Here is a 23310-nt window from a genome sequence, read left to right as displayed (position 1 = left end):
AATTGTTGCCAAGCTTGATGCTTAAATCTAAAATTTTGTTTACCAATTCTTCGACAAATCCATTCTACACAATCTGGTACAACTGAATTACCATATAAAGCATATTGATTGTAAATTTTAGCAACTCGACACCAATGATCGGGAAATCCCATTAAACGAGCATATTCAATATTAGTTAAACGGCGAAATTTATTCCCAACTTGATATCTTTCATAATGTCTAGAAGTAGAAGCAGTTAATGTGGAAGTAACGCCATTAATCCCAAATATTGTATACCCTAAACGCGCTCCTCCACCTTGGTTATATAATATTTCTACACCGTTACAATATCTATTGACAATTTTACTTTGTTTAATTCTTTCAATAGTGTCCGCAGTAAAATCAAATTGTGGATTTACTTCTGATTCATCTTGTAGAATATCTTTAAGTTTTTTTCTGGGTTTGATGTCAAACATTAAAGGCAAAGGTTGACTATACATTTTATTTTTATAGGAAATACCCCAGTTATAGTTTTTGCTACTTCCATTAATAATAGATTCCATAGATTTTTCTATATCGCTATTTTCATGGCAGGATAAACTTTCCACGTCATTATCTGTTAAAAATAAAGATAATTTTTCTAAATCAGGCATCTTGTGTTTTGATTTAATCATGCGAGTGCCAAAAATAAAAATTCTATCTCTATTTTGGGGAATACCAAAATTTATTGTATTAATAATTCGCCATTCAATAAAATAATCTAAGCTGGCAAGAGAATTTAAAATTATTCGGAAATGATACCCCTTTTCCATAGTTAGAATTCTTTTGACATTTTCTAATAAAAAATATTGGGGTTTTTTAGCTTGAATTATTTCGACAATGCGTTGAAAAACTGTGCCTCTTAACTTATCTCTAATCCCCATTTTTTTACCTGCTTGACTGAATGGTTGACAGGGAAAACCAGCAGTTAAAATATCGTGTTCTGGAATTTCTGATAAATTAATTTGATTAATATCACCTAATACTATTGAACTACTACCAAAATTACTCTGATAAACTTGACAACAAAGTTCATTAATATCATTAGCCCAAATAGTATTAATATTTGCAGCTTTCATTCCTAAACAAAAACCACCTATTCCGGCAAATAATTCTATGGCTTTAAGTTGGTTGGCTTTATTCAATATTATCTATTGTTTAGTATTATTTAGTTACAGCGGTTTTCATTTCAGTAAACCACAGTAGGGACGCCCTTATGCAACGTCCCTACAAGATTTTGGTGATGATGATGTGGTTCATTCATTTGAAAAGCGCTGTAAGTTTTAAATTCAGTAAAAAAAATTATAATTAGGCTCATAATATTACTCTAGCCCTAATATTAATCTAAGGGCTAGAGTCACACTACAAACAAAAACTTCTTCCTTCTTCTTTCTTCCTTATTTTTAACTACATATTTTCATCATTATTCAGATTGAAAATAAAAGGAACTCCCTGAGATTTTTCACCATTCATAATTAAAACTCTAGGCATTTGAGAACCACCTTGTCTCCAAGCTTCAATAGCTTCCTTCTGTAAAACCAACTCACCACCTTGTGCTTTTAAAGTTTCAGCTAATAATTTTTGAGCTTCTGCTTTACCCTTAGCACGATTAATTTCTGCCTCAGCTTCTTGCTCTGCTTCTCGTGCAATATATACTGCTCGTTGTGCTTTTTGTTCAGCAATTTGTTTATCTTCAACTGCTCTAGCAAATTCAGGAGAAAAAGTTAAATCAATCACGCTAGTATCTAACACAATGATGCCATATTTATCCAACCGCTCACCTAAAGCAGTATCAAAATCTGATTTTAATTCTTCCCTTTTGGTAATAGCTTCTTCAACAGTTCTTCTCGCAGCAGCAATTTTAAAAGATTCTTGAGTTTGTGGTGCAATTACTTTAGCCACCAAATTTTGGAGAGTACCTTGTTCCCTTCTAATTTTAACTACTTGCAATGGATCTAAACGAAAGTTAATAGCAAAACTAGCAGATAATTCTTGTAAATCTTTAGTGGAACTTTGACCAGGAACTTCAAATTTTTGTACAGTCACATCATATACATCAACTTGGGAAATCAGAGGAGGTTTAAAATGAATTCCTTCTAATAAAGCTCCATCTCTAGCCTTACCTAAGATACTTAAAACACCTGCTTGACCAGGATTAATAATTACAAAAGAATTGAAACCAATTAGCAATATTACAGATAATGCAGTTGCTAATATTAATGTTTGTAAGCTTTGTTGTTGATCTCTCAATTTATCTACTCCGAAATTTAAAATTACAAATCATTTCAGTTATCAGTTCCTCCTGGAATCAAGAGGCTTGAAATACTGAAGTTTATTTTTTTTATCCTCTTAAAAGAGGAGTCTTAAGACCTTATTTTTTGGTCATTGATAATTTTTCTATATTAATTTTAGTTCCAGTTGAAAGTTGCTGCTGAAATTATACAATGTTTTTATAATTTCTTGGAAATAGGGAACAGGGAACACTAGATATGTGGGAACAGGTAATAGTTAAGGTTCCCAATAAATCAGTTTTTGATCTACTTTTTGATTTGTCGCAACCTATTTAGGATTGCTCTATCATAATTAGGGTTTACTAAAAAAGTCTTTTTACCAAGGTAGGGACGTTCGCATTTTTGTTATGCAACTTCCCTACAGAGTTATTGCTTTTTTCGTATTGAAAGGCTTTTATATTCGCTATTCCAGATATTTATTGGCAATTAAAAATTGCCAAATTCTTATACAATTTCTCAAGATCTTGATTTTTCCTATTACCTAATCACAATTAGACATTTCCAGAAATAAAAAATCAAATCAATTCTCGCGCAAAAATCATCGATTATTTCTTCCTATTGCCTATTCCCTATTTTCTGAAGATATCTACTAATAACTAATATGTTACCTAATCACAATTAGACATTTTCATAAATAAAAAATCAAATCAATTCTCGCACAAAAATCATCGATTATTTCTTTCTATTGCCTATTCCCTATTGCCTCTTTACTGATAACTGATAACTGATAACTGAAATGTATTAATCTTTCTAAAATTTGCTTCAATACCATCGCCGTCCAGTCGATATCAACTTCCGTTGTTTCCCTTCCCAATGTTAAACGAATACCTCTAATAGCAGCATCTTCCGAATATCCCATTGCTAGTAATATCGGACTCGGAGTTATTTTACCACTATGACAAGCAGAACCTGCACTAATACCAATTCCAGCTAAGTTCAATTGTCGGACTAAAGTTTTACCAGTCACCTGATTATCTGCTTCACCTTCAGGAGACACAATACAAAAACTAACATGATGAGGTAATCTATATAAGCGATCGCCAGTAGAAATTACATAAGGGTGATCTGCCATTTGGGCAAATAAGCGATCGCGTAAACTACTCAACCTTGATGTTTCTGTAGCCATTTCTGCATTAGCTAATTCTGCTGCCACACCAAAACCAGCGATCGCTGCCACTGCTTGAGTACCAGAACGTAACTTCATTTCTTGGCCTCCACCACCCAACAAAGGAACTAACTCCACACCCTTTCTCAAATAAAGCGCCCCTGCACCTTGAGGACCATAAATTTTATGACTAGATAAAGACAACAAATCTACAGGCAATTTTTGTACATCTACTGGTAAACGTCCCACCACCTGAACTGCATCAGTATGAAATAAAACCCCATGAGAACGACAAATATTACCTAATTCTGCAATAGGTTGGAGAGTGCCAACTTCACTTTGACCATAAATTATGGAGACTAAGACTGTATTCGATTGTAATGCAGTTTGTAGTTGTTGGGGGTCTACCCTTCCTTGTCGATTAACAGGTAATCTTGTCACTTGCCAACCCCAGTTTTCTAGGATTTTTACTGGTTCCGAAATCGCAGAATGTTCCACACTAGAAATTATTATATGTTGAGGTTTTTCATAGCAACGGGTTACGCCCATTATTGCCATATTATCAGCTTCAGTTCCTCCAGAAGTAAAAATAATTGATTCTGGCACTGTATTGATGAGATTCGCTACTTTTATTCTGGCTATTTCCACTAAAGTTGCCGATCTTTGACCCCATGTATGTAAACTAGATGGATTACCCCATTGTTGAGTCAAAACTTGCTGCATAGTAGCGATCGCTTCTGGCCTTGTTGGTGTTGTAGCGCTATAGTCTAAATAGATTTGCATCTTTTTTGTTTATTTTAGGGAGCAAGGAGTAGTTAAGGAAGTTACAGAGAAAGTAATCAGAAAAGGAGACTTCAACTATTAAGTTAATACAAACCAAATAAGCTTTCTGGATAACCTTTTTAATAATTAAGGTTTGCTAATTAAATTTTCAACGTAGGGATTTGGAAACCAAACCCTTACAGTTTTTTCTCACAAATTGTTTTAGTTCCTCAGAAGAAGTAATTATTAATTATTAATTGTTAATTATTCCGTGATTATCTTTTTGATAATTAAGGTTTGCTAATTAAATTTTGACCGTAGGGGTTTGGTATCCAAACCCGTCAAAGGATTTGGAAACCAAACCCGTACAGTTTTTTCTCACAAATTATTTTAGTTCCTCAGAAGAAGTAATAATTAATTGTTAATTATTAATTATTACTTAGGTTTACAAATATTATAATCTTCATGGGACATTACCTTTTGTGGTACAACAAAATTCCCATAATCTTGACAAATCATTCTATAGTTTCGGGTAACAGGAATACTCACAATAAAACGATTGTGGCGGAGTCGTTTACCTCCAAATTCTCGATAGCTTTGATTATTATTTAATCCAGAAATAATTGTTCTCGCTTTAACCACTACATAATCTGGTAAACCCTTCAAATCTATCAAATCAAAATCAAAGGAAGCTTCCCACTCTAACTTTTTTTCTCGTTGTTCTGCTATTTTTTCGTCAACTCTTTGCTGTACCACTTGCTCTTGTTCACAGCGATGGCATTTTCTTCCATATCCTTTATGGCCACACGGAAAAGTCCTTTTTCTTTTCGGCATAAGACAGCAAAGTTAGTTATTGCTAGATTCTCTGAGTTCTGACTGTAATTTCTACTTCTCAATAGCATAGCAAACGGACAATACAGAAAATATCTGTACTTTAAGAAAATTTGAATTAACGACAACTTTAAATTATCGGCCATTGCGGAATAATGTTCAAAATTAACTCATACTAAAATTTCATTGGAGTTAATATTGATAAATATTTAACCTATCGGTTATACTCTACCTTACTACAAATGGTAATTTGTCAGGAGCTTTCTAGCTAAATCACTTGATGTTGCTAATTTAGGAAGTAGGGAGTCAACCCACCCCTAACCCGTCCCAGGAGGGGAAATTAAGAGTTGGAGCGAGTTATAGAGGAGTTATTCGGATGAATCGTCCCTTTATTTTTTTGCCTCCCGTGAGCCAAAAAATGCTAATTTTTAATCTTTCGGGAACTGTACCTCAAAGATCTAAAAGCTGATACTTTTTCCCATCAATCCTTTGATATTTAATCAGTAAACCCTAAATTATTAATTATTAATTGTTAATTATTAATTATTGAAAAATATCAATGCTATTTTCTTCTATTAAACTGCGTTTTGGCTACATTTTATTATTGTCTTTGAGTCTAACGGCTTGCCTAAATAAATCTGAGCAGTTAGTTCCTGTTGTATCTCCACTCCCACAAGACCCTTTAATTCAGTCTTACTTCAATCAATCTCAAGCTTCTAGTTATACTGAACCTCTACGTCAACAAACTCGACTAGGAGACAATCTTGAAGAAATAATTGTTAACACTATTGCTGATGCTACTTCTACCGTAGATGTGGCGGTTCAAGAGCTACGTTTACCAGCGATCGCTCAAATTTTGGCCGAACGTTATCAAGCTGGGGTTAAAGTGCGAGTTGTGATTGAAAATACTTATAATCGTCCTTGGGGAAGTTTAAGTCCATCTCAGGTAGCTCAATTGTCTGAACAGGAACGCGGACGCTACAATGAATTTGTTCAGCTTGCTGATATTAACATGGATGGTGAAATTAGTCAAGATGAAATTAAGAGTAGGGATGCTTTAATAATTTTAAGTAATGCGGGAGTTCCCTTAATTGATGATACTGCTGATGGTTCTAAAGGTACTGGTCTGATGCACCATAAATTTTTGGTGGTAGATGGTAAAACTGTTATTATAACTTCGGCTAATTTTACTACGAGTGGTATTCATGGGGATTTTTCAGAACCTTTGAGTCGAGGAAATACTAATAATCTTTTAAAAATAGAAAGTTGGGAATTAGCTGAACTATTCGCAGAAGAATTTAATCTCTTATGGGGGGATGGTCCTGGAGGCGAGCTAGATAGTAAATTTGGTGTGAAAAAACCATTTAGACCGACGAGACAAGTATTGGTTGGTGATACAAAAGTTGAAGTAAAATTTTCTCCTATTTCTAATAGTCAACCTTGGGAAAAAAGTGTAAATGGTTTAATCAATCAAACATTAGAAAAAGCACAGAAATCTATTAATTTATCCCTCTTTGTATTTTCATCACAACCATTAGTTAATACCCTAGAAAAAAAATCTTTACAAGGAGTTTTAATTCAAGGTTTAATTGATCCTGGTTTTGCCTATCGTTATTATAGCGAAGGATTAGATATGATGGGAATTGCTCTGGCAAATAAATGTAAATATGAAGTTGATAATCGGACTTGGCAAAAACCAATATCTACAGTAGGTGTATCTAATTTACCTCCTGGCGATCGCCTCCATCACAAATTTGGAATTATTGATAATTCCATAGTAATTACTGGTTCTCACAATTGGACGAAAGGAGCCAATCAAAACAATGATGAAACTTTATTAATAATAGAAAATTCCACAGTAGCAGCTCATTTTGACCGAGAATTTCAAAGACTTTATCAAACCGCAACTATGGGTATACCATCCTGGTTAATGAAAAAAGTTGAGAAACAGGAAAAAGAATGTGGTGATAGATTAACAGAAACTGAAAATTTAGTAATAGATACTAACAATAAGATTAATCTAAATACAGCTACTACTGAAGAATTAGAAACACTACCTGGCGTCGGACCTAAATTAGCAGAACGGATTATTCAAGCTAGAAAAAATAAACCTTTTACATCTTTAGCGGACTTAGATCAAGTATCTGGAATTGGACCAAAAATATTAGATAAATTAAGCGATCAGGTAACTTGGTAATTTAAAGGAACGCAGAAGGGAGAGGGCAGAAAGCAAAAGGAAAAGAAAGATTTAAAGGGGAAAGTTTTTTTTATAAATGATTATGCAGACATGATATTAGTCAGGTACACCCACGGAGGTAAGATGTCTAAACTGGAAAAATTTAATTATTAATATTTGTACTTCATATACTTGGAATTTGCTGTAAAAGCTTCTGCATTTTTAGATAAAAAAAGTGCAACTAAATAGGGCTTACTGATTAAATATAAAAGTATTTATAGATAAATATTTCACTACTTTTCAGGTGTGAAAAAGCGCAATTTTTTATGTGGTAATGGTTCAAAAAATTATGATTTTACATAACTATAAGATAGAAAAATTAAGGAATAATTATTCCTCCCACACGAACCACCCTTCTCACACTCATCGTCGCCAATAAGGTCGCCCTTTCCAGAAAACTCCTATAGCCAAACTGATTAATGAAGCTCTAGATGCACTTAGTAATACGGAAGGAAAAGGGAGGAAAGATTTTAATAATAAACCAATAAATAAGCATAAAACTAATGCCCAAAGACTAGAATTATTTAGCAAATATTGTTTTTGCCACCATTCTAATAAACAAACTGCTAATGCTCCCATTCCTACTGCTACTCCTATAGGTATTAAAACTCCAAAAAATGGAGATGAAAATAATATATTAAATGATTTCAGAATTGCCAAAAAATGAGTGAGACTGAAAATTAATAATATTTCTGAAGTTACTACTGTTAAAGTAGCTATTAAACTTACTAAAGATAGTTCTTGCCAAGGTAATTTTTTTAAAATTTGCCAAATATTATTCATTAGTTTATAACTTGAGAAATTAGAAAAATTAGATAAGTTTTAAGGTTAAGTATTCAGTAATAAGCTATCAGCTAGAAATTACTAACTTATTACCTCAGAAAAGTAATTCAAAATTATGTTTGTTTGTTTAACATTCCCCAGGAAAGAAAAAGGTATAGCAATTCTCAATAGGTTGTAATATTTATAAATGCGGGGTTTGGTCTCCAAATCCCTTGGCATTTGGGGAAAGGAGACCAAACCCCTACAGTTTTGTTTTTGATCACGAATGATTTCTTATGGCTATAGCTATCTAACTTAGTCAATTATTGCTTTCAAAAGCTGAATGCTTACGTGTTAAGTTATACCGAGTAATCAGTTATAATTTTATACTGCAATCCTATTTTGTTCATATCAAAAACTTTGCCACTTTTTGGGAATAGGTAAGATATTTAAAATATTCTAAACTCCTAGATTAATATTTTTAAGATTTACAAAGAAACCAGGTTTATTAATTTCTTGGTTGGTTTGCATAACAATACAAAACCTACAGAAATAATAACTAATATTACATTTTTTATAAAAACCAAATAATGCTTTAATAATATACTTGGAATCGGCCAAACCACTTATTTTTAGGTTAAAAGGCCATACTATCTAAAAATTATAGGACTTACGCACACCCAATCTAGAAACCGGGTTTTTCCTATATATCTATTGTTCAAACATAAGATTTCTTAGAAAAACCCAGTTTTTTGCGTAATCCCTAAATTAATCAGATTTGAGATAAAAAATCTGATAAAAATACCTATCGTCTTCATCAAAAACTTAAAAAATGAACGAAGAACAACGTCGAGCATACTGGCGTGCTAATACAGCATTAATCAGAAACTTGCTAATAGTTTGGGCTTTAGTTTCTATTGTTTTTAGCATTTTATTAGTCAAACCTTTAAACACTATTCAATTCTTTGGTGTTCCTTTAGGTTTTTGGATGGCACAACAAGGTTCAATCTATGTGTTTGTCATCCTAATTTTTACTTATGCCATTCAAATGGATAAACTTGACAAAAAATACAATATGGACAAAATCAATCAACAATCTAATACAGAAAGGAGAGACTAAATGGCTGCAGAAGTATGGACATTTATTTTCGTGAGTGTTTCCTTCATGGGTTATCTGTACATTGGATGGACCTCACGAGTCAAAGATAGTAAAGGCTTTTTTGTTGCTGACCAAGGTGTACCTGCTATTGCGAATGGTGCTGCAACTGGTGCGGACTGGATGTCTGCTGCCTCATTTATTTCTATGGCCGGGTTAATTTCTTTTTTGGGTTACGATGGTTCCATCTATCTCATGGGATGGACTGGTGGTTATGTACTATTAGCATTGCTACTAGCTCCATACCTACGGAAGTTCGGCAAATATACAGTACCTGACTTCGTAGGCGATCGCTATTACTCGAATATTGCCCGGATTGTAGCAGTTATTGCTGCTATCTTTGTATCTATGACTTATGTTGCTGGGCAAATGCGGGGTGTGGGTATCGTCTTCAGTCGCTTTTTGCAAGTTCCCATTGGCACAGGTGTTGTCATCGGTATGATTATAGTTGGCTTCTTTGCCGTCTTAGGTGGAATGAAAGGCATCACTTGGACTCAGGTCGCTCAATATTCCGTACTTATTGTTGCTTATCTGATTCCAGCTATTGCCATTGCTGGATTGTTGACAGACATTCCTATTCCTCAATTTGCCTTTACCTTTAGTGATATTGTGGAAAAACTAAATCAGATTCAGGTAGACTTAGGTTTTCCTGAATATACGGCAGCTTTTAGTAACAAAAGTATGCTGGATGTTTTGTTTATCACTATTGCGTTGATGGTAGGAACTGCTGGTTTACCTCACGTTATTGTGCGCTTCTACACAGTGCCAGATGTAAGAGCAGCCAGATATTCTGCTGGTTGGGCATTATTGTTTATTGCTATTTTGTATACAACTGCTCCTGCCTTAGCTACTTTTGCTCGATATAACTTAATTGATACTTTACACAACAAAACTGTGGAAGAAGTACAAGATTTAGAATGGGCGAAAAAGTGGGAAAATACTGGTTTGTTAGAATTTACCGATAAAAATAATGATGGTAGGTTTCAATTAACCCCAGACAAAGAGACTAATGAAATTAGAATTGACCGGGATATTATTGTTTTGTCTACTCCAGAAGTAGCTAAACTTGCTCCTTGGGTTATTGCTTTAGTGGCAGCAGGAGGATTAGCTGCTGCTTTGTCTACAGCATCCGGTTTGTTGTTAGTAATTTCTAGTTCTATTGCCCATGATGTTTACTATCGAATGATCGATCCGGGAGCATCGGAGTCGCGCAGGTTAATGGTAGGGCGGATCATGGTAGGGTTTGCTATTGCTATTGCTGGTTACTTCGGGGTTAACCCACCAGGGTTTGTTGGTCAGGTGGTAGCATTTGCTTTTGGTCTAGCTGCTGCTAGTTTTTTCCCGGCAATTATTTTAGGTGTTTTTGATAAACGGACTAACCGGGAAGGAGCGATCGCTGGTATGGTAGTGGGTTTATTGTTTACTACTATCTATATCATAGGTGTCAAATTTGCTGGAATGCCAACATGGTTTTTCAACGTTTCTGCTGAAGGTATTGGTACTCTGGGTATGGTGCTGAATTTTGTGGTGACTTTAGTAGTTTCCAGAGTCACAGCTCCTCCACCATTAGAAATACAACAGATGGTAGAAGATTTGCGATCGCCTATAGCTGTACCTGCTCCCATTAGTGATATTGGGGAAGAACAGTTAGACTAATTTTAACAAGGAAGACAGGAGAGACAAGAGAGAAAATCTCATGCATAGTTTTAGATGAAACAGTCCAGTAGTGGCGTGTCAAGCTTAAAATGGTGCAATAGTAGGGGCGGGTTTATGCAGGAATTTTGATACTACTCTAAGATTTACAGGACTTACGCACGAACGGTATTGGTAGTGCATTGTTTCACCTAAAATAGTGCAAAGCGTAGGGGCGGGTTTGAGCCATAATTTTCATGGTTACTCCAAGATTTATATAAACCCGCCCCCTAGAACAGTTGGCTATATCATGGAAGGCGGGTTGAGTGCGTGATATCATGGAAGGCGGGTTTAGCCAACTTATCGGTGAAGACTCGTTAACTTAATAATGAAACCCGCCCCTACAAAGTCTAATTCCCTAATGCACCATTTTAGCTGTATCAGTCTACTAATCGAATATATCCTCTTCCTTCTTTCTTAATATGCTGTAATATATTGTAGGGACGTTCCATGGAACGTCCCTACTCTTCTTATTTCTTCTACTTTTTGTTATAGCAACGGACAAGGCGATTAGGACATGGACTGATGATGAATCTTAGACTCAGAAAGACTTTTCCAACTGTTCCCTGTTCCCTGCTATAAATATTTATTCCCTTTACCAAAAAATAAGGGTATGTGTCTTCCCTTTTAAGGGGATGAAAAAATGTTTAACTAAGTCAGGACTTACCCAACTGGAACGTATTTTCGTCCGATACGACGGTCGGGAAGCAATCTCAAAACCCTGTTTTTCCTACCTCATGCGTAAGTCCTATAAGTATTTCAACTCTCCGGCTAAAGTCAGAGGTTTACTGATAACTGAAATGACCTTCTTCTTTTTTCCTTCTTCCACAGAAACTTGGACACTTATCTTCGTCACTATTTCCTTAATGCTTTACCTTTACATCGGATGGCGATCGCGAGTCCAAGATAGTCAAGGTTTTTTTGTCGCCGATAGAGGTGTACCTGCTATTGCTAATGGTGCTGCCACAGCAGCAGATTTTATGTCTGCCGTTTCATTTATTTCCTTAGCAGGAGCAGTTTCAATTTTAGGCTATGATGGTTCTTATTATGTCGGAGCAGCAACAGGAGGTTATATACTTTTAGGTTTGCTGTTAGCTCCATATCTACGAAAATTCGGTAAATATACTTTGCCAGATTTTATCGGCGATCGCTACCATTCAAATATTGCTCGCATCATTGCAGTTATTGGGGTTCTCATTATCTCTATAACTTTTGTTGTCGGACAAATGCGTGGTGTGGGTATTGTCTTCAGTCGGTTTTTGCAAGTACCCATTGAAACTGGTGTCATCATTGGCATGATTATAGTTGCTTTCTTTGCCATCCTCGGAGGAATGAAAGGTATTACTTGGACTCAAGTTGTTCAATATTTTATACTGATTGTTGCTTACTTAGCACCAGTTATTGCTATTTGCAATATTCTCACAAATATTCCCATCCCACAACTCGCTTTTACTTTTAGTGATATCATAGAAAAATTGAATCAAGTTCAGGTTGATTTAGGTTTTCCCGAATATACTGCTGCTTTCACCCAAAGAAGTATGCTAGATGTTTTATTCATCACTATTTCCGGCATGGTTGGTCTTGCTAGTTTACCCCACGTTATTGTTCGTTTCTATACTGTACCCAACGTGACAGCAGCCAGATATTCTGTAGCTTGGGCATTATTATTCATTGCCATTTTTTCCACAACTATTCCTGCTTTAGCTGCTACTGCACGATACAACTTAATTGATAATTTACACAACAAAACTGTAGAGGAAGTGCAACAGTTAGACTGGGCAAGAAAGTGGCAAAATACAGGTTTATTAGAATTTACAGATAAAAATAATGATGGTTATTTGCAGTTAACTCCAGATACAGAGACTAATGAAATCATTCTCGATCCAGATATTATCAGTCTCTCAACGCCAGAAGTAGCTAAACTTTCTCCTTGGCTCATTGCATTAGTGGCAACAGGAGGATTAGCTGCTGCTTTATCTACTGCATCCGGTTTGTTATTAGTAATTTCTAGTGCTATTGCTCACGATGTTTATTACTGCCTAATAAACCCAAAAGCATCAGAATCACAAAGATTAATAGTAGGTAGAATAATGATAATTTTAGCGATCGCCTTTGCTGGTTATTTCGGCATCAATCCTCCCGGTTTTGTAATTGAAATAGCAACTTTGGGAGTTGGTGTTGCTGCTGGTACTTTTTTCCCCGCAATTATTTTGGGAGTTTTTGATAAACGCACTAACCGGGAAGGAGCGGTCAGTGGTATGATAGTTGGTTTAGTGTTTACAACTATCTATATTATTGGTATCAGATTCTATGGAATGCCAACATGGTTTTTTGGCATCTCCGATCAGGGTATTGGTGCAGTAGGAATGTTATTGAATTTTGTGGTGACTTTAGTTATATCTAGCTTGACCACTCCTCCACCATTGGAAATACAGGAAATGGTGGAAGAGTTGCGAATCCCTTTGGCTGCAACTCTTCCACTTAGCGATATTGGGGGAAAACAGTTAGATTAAAAAATAAAAGTCAAAAGTTAACATTTTAGAAGTTTCCAACCCATAGCAATTTGAAAAAAATAATGCTATCACAAGAACAAGATTTGACATGAAACATGGGAACAAGATTTGACATTAAACATCGGAACAAGATTTGACATGAAACATGGGAACAAGATTTGACATGAAACATGGGAACAAGATTTAACATTAAACATGGGAACAAGATTTAACATTAAACATGGGAACAAGATTTAACATTAAACATGGGAGCAGGATGCTCCCACTACTTACTTAACCAACAGCAATTTTCCTCACTTCCTCATCAGATGGTGCATGGTTTGATATTTCGCGTAAGTCCTGATAACATTATAGTCATCTTTCAAATGACTTGAACTATGAGCCAAGGATTTCAACCCTTGGTAGTTCTGAGAGCTGATAGCTAATAGCTGAATCAGGACTTACGCAAAGGGACTATATATAGCGTATCGGTGCGTTAAACTGACGTTAACGTAACCTACTAATAGCATTCATGCGTAAGTGCTGTATATGTATAGTTAAAAAACTATTGCGTATGGGGTTTGAAGCACTATATGTAGGAGCGCTGCGTAAGTCCTATGAATGGTTACATAGAAACATCCGATCAAAAACTAATCAAATTAACTAATGAAACGACGGACACTATTTAACTTATTAAGTCGAGCTGGTGGAACAACCGCAGTTCTGATGTCTCTCCATGCCATGGGTTGGAGAACGACTAATGCTCAAACAACCAATCGACCTAAACTTGTTGCTAAAACCGGTACTGGAATTAAAGTGATCATTTTGGGAGCTGGAATTTCTGGGATGACCGCTGCCTATGAGTTGACAAAAGCTGGATATGAATGTACTTTGTTAGAAGCTCGGAATCGAGCTGGTGGTCGTTGTTGGACTTTGCGCCATAATGATATCATTAATGAAGTTCACGGCCAAAGTCAACGGTTAGAAAAATGCCCATTCGATAATAATAAATCTCTCTATTTCAATGTAGGGCCTGCTCGTATACCTCACCATCACAAAAATTTGTTGGGCTACTGCAAAGAGTTTGGCGTACCACTGGAGGTGATAGTCAATGAAAATCGGGCAGCCTACTTTCAGGATGATCGAGCTTTTGGAGGGTATCCCGTCAATAACCGACGTGTCATAAATGATAGCAGAGGCTACATTGCTGAGTTACTAACTAAAACTATTGGTATTAATGGCTTGGATCAAGATGTATCTCCAGAAGAGCAAGAACGTCTGTTAGAATTTGTCAGACGATTTGGTGATTTAAACTCAAAAGGGGAATATGTAGGTTCTCGTAGAGCTGGATATGAAATTCCTCCTGGTGCAGGACTAAACAATGGTGTCAAACACCAGCCTTTAGCATTATCTGAATTACTAGACTCTGGTTTCTGGCAAAACAAAATGCACTTTGGTGAAAGTTATCAACAAGCTGCTACCATGCTGCAACCAGTAGGTGGAATGGATGCCATAGCAAAAGCTTTTGAGCAGAGAGTGGGTAGACTGATTCGCTATAACGCTGAAGTTACTGAAATTAGACAGAAAGCTCATGCAGTGCAAGTCATATATCGCGATCGCCAAAGTAATCAATATCAGTCTGTTGATGGTAATTTGGCAATTTGTACTATTCCTCTCTCTGTATTGAAAAATATTAAAGCTGATTTTTCAGCAGAACATCAAGCTGCGATTGCAGAAGGAGGCTCCTCCTATAACCGCGCAGTTAAAGTAGGATTTCAGAGCAATCGTCGATTTTGGGAAGAAGACGATAATATCTACGGTGGTATTTCATGGACAGAGGGAGATATTATTCAAATTTGGTATCCATCGACCAATTTTCATAGTTCTCAAGGGATTATTGTTGGTGCTTACATTTGGAATAATGATATTTCCAAACGTTGGGAACAGATGACATCTAATCAACGACTATCCTTAGCTATTTTAGAAGGGAAAAAGATTCACCCAGGTTATAATCAGGAAATATCTGTAGCAAATGGTTGTTCCATAGCTTGGGGAAAAGTCCCCTACAGCGAAGGAGGTTGGATGAGCTGGCAGGAAGATAGCAGGAAAAAAGCCTATTTAGTTTTGAATCAACCTGATCGAAATGTCTACTTTGCTGGAGAACATCTGAGTTATTTAACTGGATGGCAGGAGGGAGCTATTTTGTCAGCCCATAAAATTGTTAATGATATTACTCAGGACTAAAGCCATGTAAACCTAGAAACCGATTTTTTTGTCAATGTTGATTGTTAAAAACAACGATTTATCCGAAAAACCCGGTTTCTCTGGTTTTTTATTGGATTTGATATTACAGGTAACGGCAAGTGCTGTATTCTCCAAACATTATGTAACAATAGATATTGTTCAATATAGCAATCCTAAATAGGTAGGACTTACACGGGAGGAACCCGGCTTCTAGGATAAATCGTTGTTTTAAGCAATATGAAGTCTAGGAGAAACCGGGTTTCTGGGTTCATCTGCGTAAGTCCTGATAGGTATAAATAATGAAAATGAAGAAAAATACAATACTATCTACACTTGGTCAGTTTGACATGAGAAAACTTTGGTCTAAAGCTATCATTGTTTTTTTAGCTGTTATTTTACCTTTACTAACTTTGTCTAGAACCCAAGCTATAGACGATGTGATTATTCGACATCCCATTCCTGGTTCTAGTTTTCCGATCGCCAGAGCTGTAGAAGTTCCTTCTAGTGCTAAACAGGTTTATCTGAGTGGTCAAGTTCCTCCTATTGTAAATGATCAAGCTGATAAAACGACAATAGCTGCCTTCGGAGATACTGAAACTCAAACTGTTGAAGTTCTCAAACGCATTCAGAATATCCTAGAGGATTTAGACTTAACTCTAGGAGATGTGGTGAAAATGCAGGTCTTTTTGGTTGGCGATCCGGCACTAGACAGACGCCTTGATTTTAGGGGATTTATGAAGGGATACACACAATTTTTTGGAACTGAGGAACAACCAAAATTACCAGCTCGCTCTGTTATGCAGGTTGCTGGATTAGCTAATCCTGGTTGGTTGGTAGAAATTGAAGTTATAGCAACACGACTATAAAACCCATTTGAGTTAATATTTAATTCCTTCTAATATCAAATCCGCTAGCTACGGTTCCCGATAAATCGGAGTAATATAAGAAACCAGGTTTGTGAGAGCTAGATGTTATACAGTGGGGGATTTAAAACAAACCCGGTTTCTGATGGTATTATATCAAATCCGGTTGAATACTTATTATATAGTTGGAGGGGATGGGGTGATGGGGAGATGGGGAGATGGGGGATTGAAGTAATTTCTTAAATTACAAACATATATCATATTTTATGTGCAATTAAGCAGATTTGATATTATTTCTTTCTCCCCCTTCCCTCGCAGGGAAGGGGGTTGGGGGGTTAGGTTTTTCTTCCCAAAGCGATCGCTATCAATTAGAAATCCCTAGAGACAAATTACAATAGGACTTACAAGGGAGGAACCCGGTTTCTGGGTTCAGTTCAAATCACGAGATTTTGTTGATCGACCCAGTTTCTGCGTAAGTCCTGTACAAATCACTATTCAAGACCAGGACTTACAAGGGAGGAACCCGTTTTCTAGGATAAATCGTTGTTTTGAACAGTAATAATCTACGCTCGTACCGGGTTTCTGGGTTCGCGTGGCTTTAGTCCTGAAGAATTAGAAAATATTCCCCCAACTCCAGAAATTGAAAATAAAATTTACGCAACTGCAACGTATTTTCGTCCGATACGACGGTCGGGAAGCAATCTCAAACCCCTGTTTTTCCTACCTCATGGCTTTAGTCCTATATTCACAGGACTTACGCAGAACCACTATCCTTAGTAGGGGCGAACTGCCGTATCGCGCTCCGCGACATGAAACGCCCCTACAGGTGGTGTAAAAATTGAGATTTTGCGTAAGTCCTATATTCATTATTAATTATAATAGCAATGTGCGCTGGTATATTTACAAATTGTAGGAGGTGTCCAAGCCGCTCAAAACCTTATATTATAAGCAATTTATTCTCCCTGTTCCCCATTCCCAGTTAAGTGTTCCCTGCGCACAGCGCTATAATTCAGGACTTACGCAAAGGTACTATATATAGAGTTAAAAAACGATTGTGCAATAGTTTTAAGCACTATATCTAGGGTCGCTGCGTAAATCCTGTAATTATTCGTTATTCATTACCTGATGGTTCCAACCTAATTAACTGTCCGTTTGTTCGATCAGTGAGAATATACAATAGTCCATCAGGTCCTTGTCGCACATCCCGAACTCTCTGACCAACCGGAATAGAATGTTGACCGATAACATTACCTGCTGCATCTAACTCAATGCGACGAACATCTTGGGAAACTAACCCACCTGCAAACAAATTTCCTCGCCATTGGGGAAAGCGATCGCCGTTATAAAAAGCTAAACCAGAGGGAGCTATGGAAGGAGTCCAGATCACTTTGGGGTCTATCAAACCAGGGCGAGATGTTTCGGGGGAAATGAGTCCTCCCGAATATTCTCGACTGTGGGTAACTACAGGCCAACCATAGTTTTCGCCGGCTTCAATTAAATTTAGTTCGTCACCACCTCTGGAACCATGTTCAGTTGCCCAGATTCTATTTTTTGTCGGATCTAATGTCATTCCCTGAATATTGCGATGACCATAACTCCAGACAGCAGGTTTGGCATCTGTAGCGTTAGCAAAAGGATTATTGGCAGGTATGGAACCATCGTCATTTAATCTGATTGTTTTCCCCAAGTGACTATTGCGGTTTTGAGCTTGTTGGCGGATAAATTCACCATTAAACTCAATAGGTGGGTTGCCACCATCACCAATGTTTGCCACCAGAGTTCCGTCTGGCAACCAAACCATCCGCGATCCAAAATGTTGTGCCCCTGGTTTGGTTTGGGAAACTTCAAAGATTACCTTTAAATTTCCCAGAGTATTATTCTCCAGTCGAGCGCGGGCAATGCGAGTGCGGTTGGCGGAGTGATCGCCGTGGGAATAGGTTAAATATATCCAACGATTTTCTGCAAAGCGTGGGTGAACTGAGATATCTAATAAACCACCTTGACTGACTGCAAAAACTGGAGGAACTCCGGCAATGGGAGTGGGGTCTAAAATCCCATTACGAACAATACGCAACCGCCCTGGTCTTTCGGTAATGAGGATTGCTCCATCGGGCAACCAGGCCATACCCCAGGGATGTTCGAGATTTTCGACTACAGTTATTTTTTGATAACCTGAAGTGGAGGCGATATTTTCAGTATTGGAGACGGATGAATTTACAGTTGAATTTACAGTGGGTTTGTTTTTCTCCTGAGCAACACTGGAAGATTCAAGTTCAACTTTGGTGACACAACTTACAGTTCCTAAGAGAGCGATCGCCATGGCACTGCGGAATAATATTCTGCTTGTTTTTGTGATCAAACAATAGAGAATATCAAGTGGTTTTTGTTTGGTTTTATAAAATAATTTTATAGGTTCAATCAACACTCGATAATTTAATTTAGTGGTATTTTTTGTTTGATTAGTCAATTTAAAATTCATCATAATTTATCCTGATTTTTTTATTCATTATAGCAATTTTCAGGTTGTTAATTTTTAGCTGGTTCTTTGGGTTTTTTCCTCACCCAAATAAATTGTTATATTTTCTCTTAAAAAAAAGAATCCAATTGAACATTTGCCCCTATCGACGATAGCAAGCAATCTCAAGGTTTTAAGAGATTGCTTCCTTCCACGAAGTGACCGTCGCAATGACTTCGACATAGTAACTATCCGGTTAGGTCGGTAGAAAAAAATGTTCTATTTTCAATCATTACCAAATCTCCCTATACTCTCGACACTTCACTCCTTTTCCACATTCTTTTTACACCGCATCCTACCGCATTTGATATAACTCCAAATCATGCTATAATTATCGTCAAAATATAAAAAAACCTAGATTTTTGCGAATTAATTTCAGTGAATAATAACCCACGTCAATTAACTTTAATCATCCTCCAAGAAATATATCGAAAACAAGCTTTTGCTGATTTTGCTTTAGATAAATATCTCAGAAAAAATGACTTAATTGATGCTAACCGTCGATTAGTTACAGAATTAGTTTATGGTTGTGTCAGAAGACAGCGATCGCTTGATGCTATTATCGACGAATTAGCTAAAAAGAAGTCTCATCAACAACACCCAGATTTACGCCTAATTCTCCATATTGGTTTATATCAATTATCTTATTTAGAACAAATTCCAGAATCGGCAGCAGTTGATACAACGGTTGAGTTAGCTAAACAAAATAAGTTTGCTAAATTAGCTGGTTTTGTTAATGGTTTACTCCGAGAATATATTCGGCGCGACTTGACAATAAATCTACCTAAAAATCCAGTGAAAAAATTAGGAATATCCTATAGTTTTCCTGACTGGATAATTGCATATTGGATAGAAAAATTAGGTTTAAATGAAGCTGAAAAATTATGTGCTTGGTTCAATAAATCTCCAAGTATTGATTTAAGAATTAATCCCCTCAAAACCTCTTTAGAAGAAGTAGAAACAGCTCTGAAAAATACAGGTATTTCAGTTAGCAGAATTTCCCAACTTCCCCAAGCATTAAGATTAACTGGAGCCATCGGACAAATACAAAAATTACCAGGTTATAACCAAGGTTGGTGGTCAATTCAAGATAGTAGCGCTCAATTAGTTAGTTATTTATTAAATCCTCAACCAGGAGAAATAATAATTGATGCTTGTGCTGCTCCTGGAGGCAAGACAACTCATATAGCAGAATTAATGGGAGATAATGGTAAAGTTTTTGGTATTGATAAAACTGCTTCTCGACTGAAAAAGTTAGAGCAAAATGCCGAAAGATTGCAGTTAAATTCTATTTCTATTTCTACAGGTGATAGTCGAAATTTACCACAATTTATTAATCAGGCAGACCGAGTTTTATTAGACGTACCTTGTTCTGGTTTAGGAACATTACACCGTCGGGCAGATGCGAGGTGGAGACAAACTTTAGAGAATATTCAAGAATTAGCAAAACTTCAGAGTGAATTGTTAGAAACTGCGGCTAAATGGGTGAAGCCAGGAGGTGTTTTAGTATATGCAACTTGCACAATTTATCCTTTAGAAAACGAGGAAATTATTGAAGAATTTTTGACTAATAATTCTGAGTGGGAAATTGAAAAGCCAAACGTTGACTTTATGGTTTCATCTTGTGCGGAAGGATGGATAAAAATTTGGCCTCATAGAGAACAAATGGATGGATTTTTTATGGTGAAATTAAGAAGGAAAATTATTTAGCATTTTCAATTTTTAAGGATAACTTAGTTTGATTGTTAATTCCTAATTATTGGCGTATTTTTTCAGGAATTTCAATAGGACCAAATTTATCGACAAATTATTTTATTTTTAATCCATTTGACCCGAAATCATTACAGGGATGGCATCTGAAAAATTATCAATATCAGGAGTTACAGCCAAATGATAAGGGATGGTTGTGGTGCGATAAATTAGGGTTATGGTTAGGTACTTGGGAAGGAACTATTCGAGATGAGTCGGCAGTATGGTTACGATTTTATGACCAGCAAGGAAACTTGGTATTAGACTTTGGCGAACAACAACATCAACGTGCTGAAGAACAACAGCAACGTGCTGAACGTCTAGCTGCTAAACTAAAAGAGTTAGGGATCGATCCTGATTCTGTCTAATATCAAATCCGTTGGCAATAGAAGTGTTATGAGAAACCGGGTTTGTGGGAAGTAGACGTTAGTATGGTGTGACATTCCAAACCAACCCGGTTTCTAAGTAAGTTAATCTATAGCAATGAGCGCTTAGGTATTTACAGTGTCCACCTTAAAGTGTTGTCTAGAAAAGGCGTACAAAAAATAATGTGTAAATATAGCAATGTGCCCTATATTGTGGTAGCATGACTGGCAACAATTTCCAAAATATCAATCTACTGGAGGGACAACCGTGACAGATAACATCGAATTGCTCAATATAATGTCCACTTTTGGGCAAGAACAAGTCAATGCTGTCCCATCTATATTTTTTCAGGGGCAGGTAGAAGTAGAACCACTGATGGCAGTGGGGATAATTAAAAAGGCGTTGATTGAAGTTCAGCATAATTTAGCTGACTTTGCTGACTCTGCAACTTTTGAGACGGATATGTTAACTGTCTTTAGCGAGTCTGCTAATGTTGATTTGGGACGAACAATTATTGAATCATTGGTAAGGGGTGAGGACTTACCGCCGATCAATGTTGTATCAGTAGAACAAATGAATGGTGCTGCGGGTGGGTTTGAGTCTCTGACTGGTGAGGTTTATTTGGCGGATAGTTTAATTAATCAGGGTTCTCTGAAAGTTGCGAATGTATTGGTAGAGGAGTTCGGACATTTAGTTGACTGGGAGTTGAATAGAATAGATACTCCAGGAGATGAGGGTGAGTGGTTTGCAGCGTTGGTTCGCGGTGATGTTTTGAGTTCGGAGGATGTGAGACGGTTGCAGCAAGAGAATGATATAGTGAGGATTATTGATGAAAGGGTTGAAGTAGAGGCTAGGGATATTTCTCTTTCTTCTCTCAATAGTCGTCCTGTAGCAAATAATGATGAAGTTGAAACTAACGAAGATACGGCGATCGGCATTAATAAACGTAAGTTGTTGGCAAATGATACAGACCTAGATAGGGATAAACTGACAATTACCGATTTTGTGGACAATACCAACAATGGAACTTTATTAGAAACAGATGATAGTTTCATTTACACACCTGATGAAAATTTCAGTGGTACAGAAACTTTTACCTATACTGTAACTGACACATCAGGATCAACCAGTACAGCGAACGTGACTATTAATGTTACTCCTGTTGCTGATACTCCTAACTTAGAAATATCGAATAATTCTGTTTCTGGCAAACAAGATGAAGACATTTCACTAGGTATTACTTCTAGTTTAGTAGATACTGATAACTCCGAAACTTTATCTATTAATATTTCTGGTGTACCAGATGGAGCAACTCTTTCTAACGGAACAGTTCAAGATGATGGTAGTTGGGTATTAACTGTAGAAGAATTAGATGGTTTAACTCTGATTCCTTCTACAGCAGAACAAACAGAGATATTAACTTTTGATTTAACTGTGACAGCAACTTCAACTGAAACAGCTAATAGTGAGATAGCTACTATTTCAGATGTTATTACTGTAGAAGTGATTCCTTTCAGTAGACCACCAGAAGTAGAAGAAGATAAAACTATTGCCTTATATGAGGATACGACTATTAGGTTAGACATTCCTGTTCCTACCGATCCTGATGGAGATAAGCTCACAATTACTGTTAAGAGTATTCCCGATCCTGAACTAGGAAAAATAATATACTCGCGAAATAATACCGCTGTTGCTATAAGTCAACAACTAACCACAGATCAACTCACCCACCTCAGATTCGTTCCTGTGAAAAATGCTAATGGGGATGCTGGTACTTTTTCCTATACTGTCAACGATGAAAATCATACCGCCACCCAGTTCATCAGTTTTGATATTACTCCTGTCAATGAACCTCCTGTTGCTAGGAATGATGGACCAGTGTTTACTAATTTAGGGAATGTGCTAACAATTGATTTGTTAGCAAATGACAGCGATGTTGATGGAGATGAACTATCAGTTAATACTCTGAGCAATCATGAGCATGGTATTTTGAAAAATTTGGGTACTCAGGTTCAATACACAGCAGTGTCTGGTACAGGTACTGACACTTTTGAATATACTGTTACTGATGGTAGTGAGGAAGCTACTGCCACTGTTACAGTCAATATTGAGGATGTTACAGGTAATGCTTCTGTAGAAGGCGGTGAGTTTAATGATAATTTTGATGGTGGTGATGGCGATGATACTCTTGCAGGTTTAGCAGGTGATGACACCTTGGCAGGAAATGA

General features: G+C 36.7%; 15 protein-coding genes. 9 read left to right on the top strand and 6 right to left on the bottom strand.

Annotated features, from left to right (window positions below):
- The 4 genes from VKJ25_RS15265 to VKJ25_RS15250 all read right to left on the bottom strand — a co-directional run.
- On the bottom strand, positions 1 to 1163 hold a 1163-nt coding region (locus VKJ25_RS15265; protein WP_324237491.1), incomplete at its 3' end, for a DNA cytosine methyltransferase.
- Between the two features lie 262 nt (positions 1164 to 1425).
- Positions 1426 to 2268 (bottom strand): prohibitin family protein, encoded by an 843-nt coding sequence (locus VKJ25_RS15260; protein ID WP_324237490.1) that lies wholly within the window; start codon positions 2266 to 2268, stop codon positions 1426 to 1428.
- A gap of 723 nt (positions 2269 to 2991) precedes the next feature.
- Positions 2992 to 4197 (bottom strand): cysteine desulfurase family protein, encoded by a 1206-nt coding sequence (locus VKJ25_RS15255; RefSeq protein WP_324237489.1) that lies wholly within the window; start codon positions 4195 to 4197, stop codon positions 2992 to 2994.
- A 414-nt stretch (positions 4198 to 4611) separates the two neighbouring features.
- A complete protein-coding gene (locus VKJ25_RS15250) occupies positions 4612 to 5010 on the bottom strand; it encodes a DUF7682 family zinc-binding protein (RefSeq protein ID WP_324237488.1) in 399 nt (132 codons plus the stop codon).
- 556 nt (positions 5011 to 5566) lie between these two features.
- Here VKJ25_RS15250 and VKJ25_RS15245 point away from each other — a divergent pair.
- Complete coding sequence (locus tag VKJ25_RS15245; RefSeq protein WP_324237487.1) at positions 5567 to 7204, top strand: DUF655 domain-containing protein; 1638 nt, start codon at positions 5567 to 5569, stop codon at positions 7202 to 7204.
- Positions 7205 to 7606: 402 nt separating this feature from the next.
- On the opposite strand, the gene VKJ25_RS15240 is transcribed toward VKJ25_RS15245, so the two are convergent.
- Complete coding sequence (locus VKJ25_RS15240) at positions 7607 to 8026, bottom strand: peptide chain release factor 1 (RefSeq protein WP_324237486.1); 420 nt, start codon at positions 8024 to 8026, stop codon at positions 7607 to 7609.
- An 811-nt stretch (positions 8027 to 8837) separates the two neighbouring features.
- Here VKJ25_RS15240 and VKJ25_RS15235 point away from each other — a divergent pair.
- From VKJ25_RS15235 to VKJ25_RS15215, 5 genes are all read left to right on the top strand, one after another.
- Positions 8838 to 9125, top strand: a complete 288-nt coding sequence (locus VKJ25_RS15235) for a DUF4212 domain-containing protein (RefSeq protein ID WP_324237485.1) — start codon at positions 8838 to 8840, stop codon at positions 9123 to 9125.
- On the top strand, positions 9126 to 10817 hold the full coding sequence (locus tag VKJ25_RS15230; protein ID WP_324237484.1) for a sodium:solute symporter family protein: 1692 nt from the start codon (positions 9126 to 9128) through the stop codon (positions 10815 to 10817). It abuts the gene before it with no gap.
- Positions 10818 to 11653: 836 nt separating this feature from the next.
- Positions 11654 to 13366, top strand: a complete 1713-nt coding sequence (locus tag VKJ25_RS15225) for a sodium:solute symporter family protein (protein WP_324237483.1) — start codon at positions 11654 to 11656, stop codon at positions 13364 to 13366.
- A 645-nt stretch (positions 13367 to 14011) separates the two neighbouring features.
- Entirely contained in the window at positions 14012 to 15589 is a 1578-nt protein-coding gene (locus tag VKJ25_RS15220) for a flavin monoamine oxidase family protein (protein WP_324237482.1), read from the top strand.
- A gap of 305 nt (positions 15590 to 15894) precedes the next feature.
- Positions 15895 to 16455 carry a RidA family protein gene (locus VKJ25_RS15215; protein WP_324237481.1) on the top strand — a complete coding sequence of 187 codons (561 nt, stop codon included), beginning with the start codon at positions 15895 to 15897 and terminating at the stop codon, positions 16453 to 16455.
- A gap of 1108 nt (positions 16456 to 17563) precedes the next feature.
- Here the strand turns inward: VKJ25_RS15215 and VKJ25_RS15210 are convergent.
- Entirely contained in the window at positions 17564 to 18934 is a 1371-nt protein-coding gene (locus VKJ25_RS15210; protein ID WP_324237480.1) for a PQQ-dependent sugar dehydrogenase, read from the bottom strand.
- A 411-nt stretch (positions 18935 to 19345) separates the two neighbouring features.
- Here VKJ25_RS15210 and VKJ25_RS15205 point away from each other — a divergent pair, with 411 nt between their 5' ends.
- The 3 genes from VKJ25_RS15205 to VKJ25_RS15195 all read left to right on the top strand — a co-directional run.
- Positions 19346 to 20677 carry a 16S rRNA (cytosine(967)-C(5))-methyltransferase gene (locus VKJ25_RS15205; protein WP_324237479.1) on the top strand — a complete coding sequence of 444 codons (1332 nt, stop codon included), beginning with the start codon at positions 19346 to 19348 and terminating at the stop codon, positions 20675 to 20677.
- A gap of 32 nt (positions 20678 to 20709) precedes the next feature.
- Entirely contained in the window at positions 20710 to 21084 is a 375-nt protein-coding gene (locus VKJ25_RS15200; protein WP_324237478.1) for a hypothetical protein, read from the top strand.
- 265 nt (positions 21085 to 21349) lie between these two features.
- The coding region (locus tag VKJ25_RS15195; RefSeq protein ID WP_324237477.1) for an Ig-like domain-containing protein at positions 21350 to 23310 on the top strand (1961 nt) is incomplete at its 3' end.

The organism is Okeania sp., assembly GCF_035285525.1.
In the GTDB taxonomy this organism is placed as follows: Bacteria; Cyanobacteriota; Cyanobacteriia; order Cyanobacteriales; family Microcoleaceae; genus Trichodesmium.
This window is presented reverse-complemented; position numbering and strand designations above follow the sequence as displayed.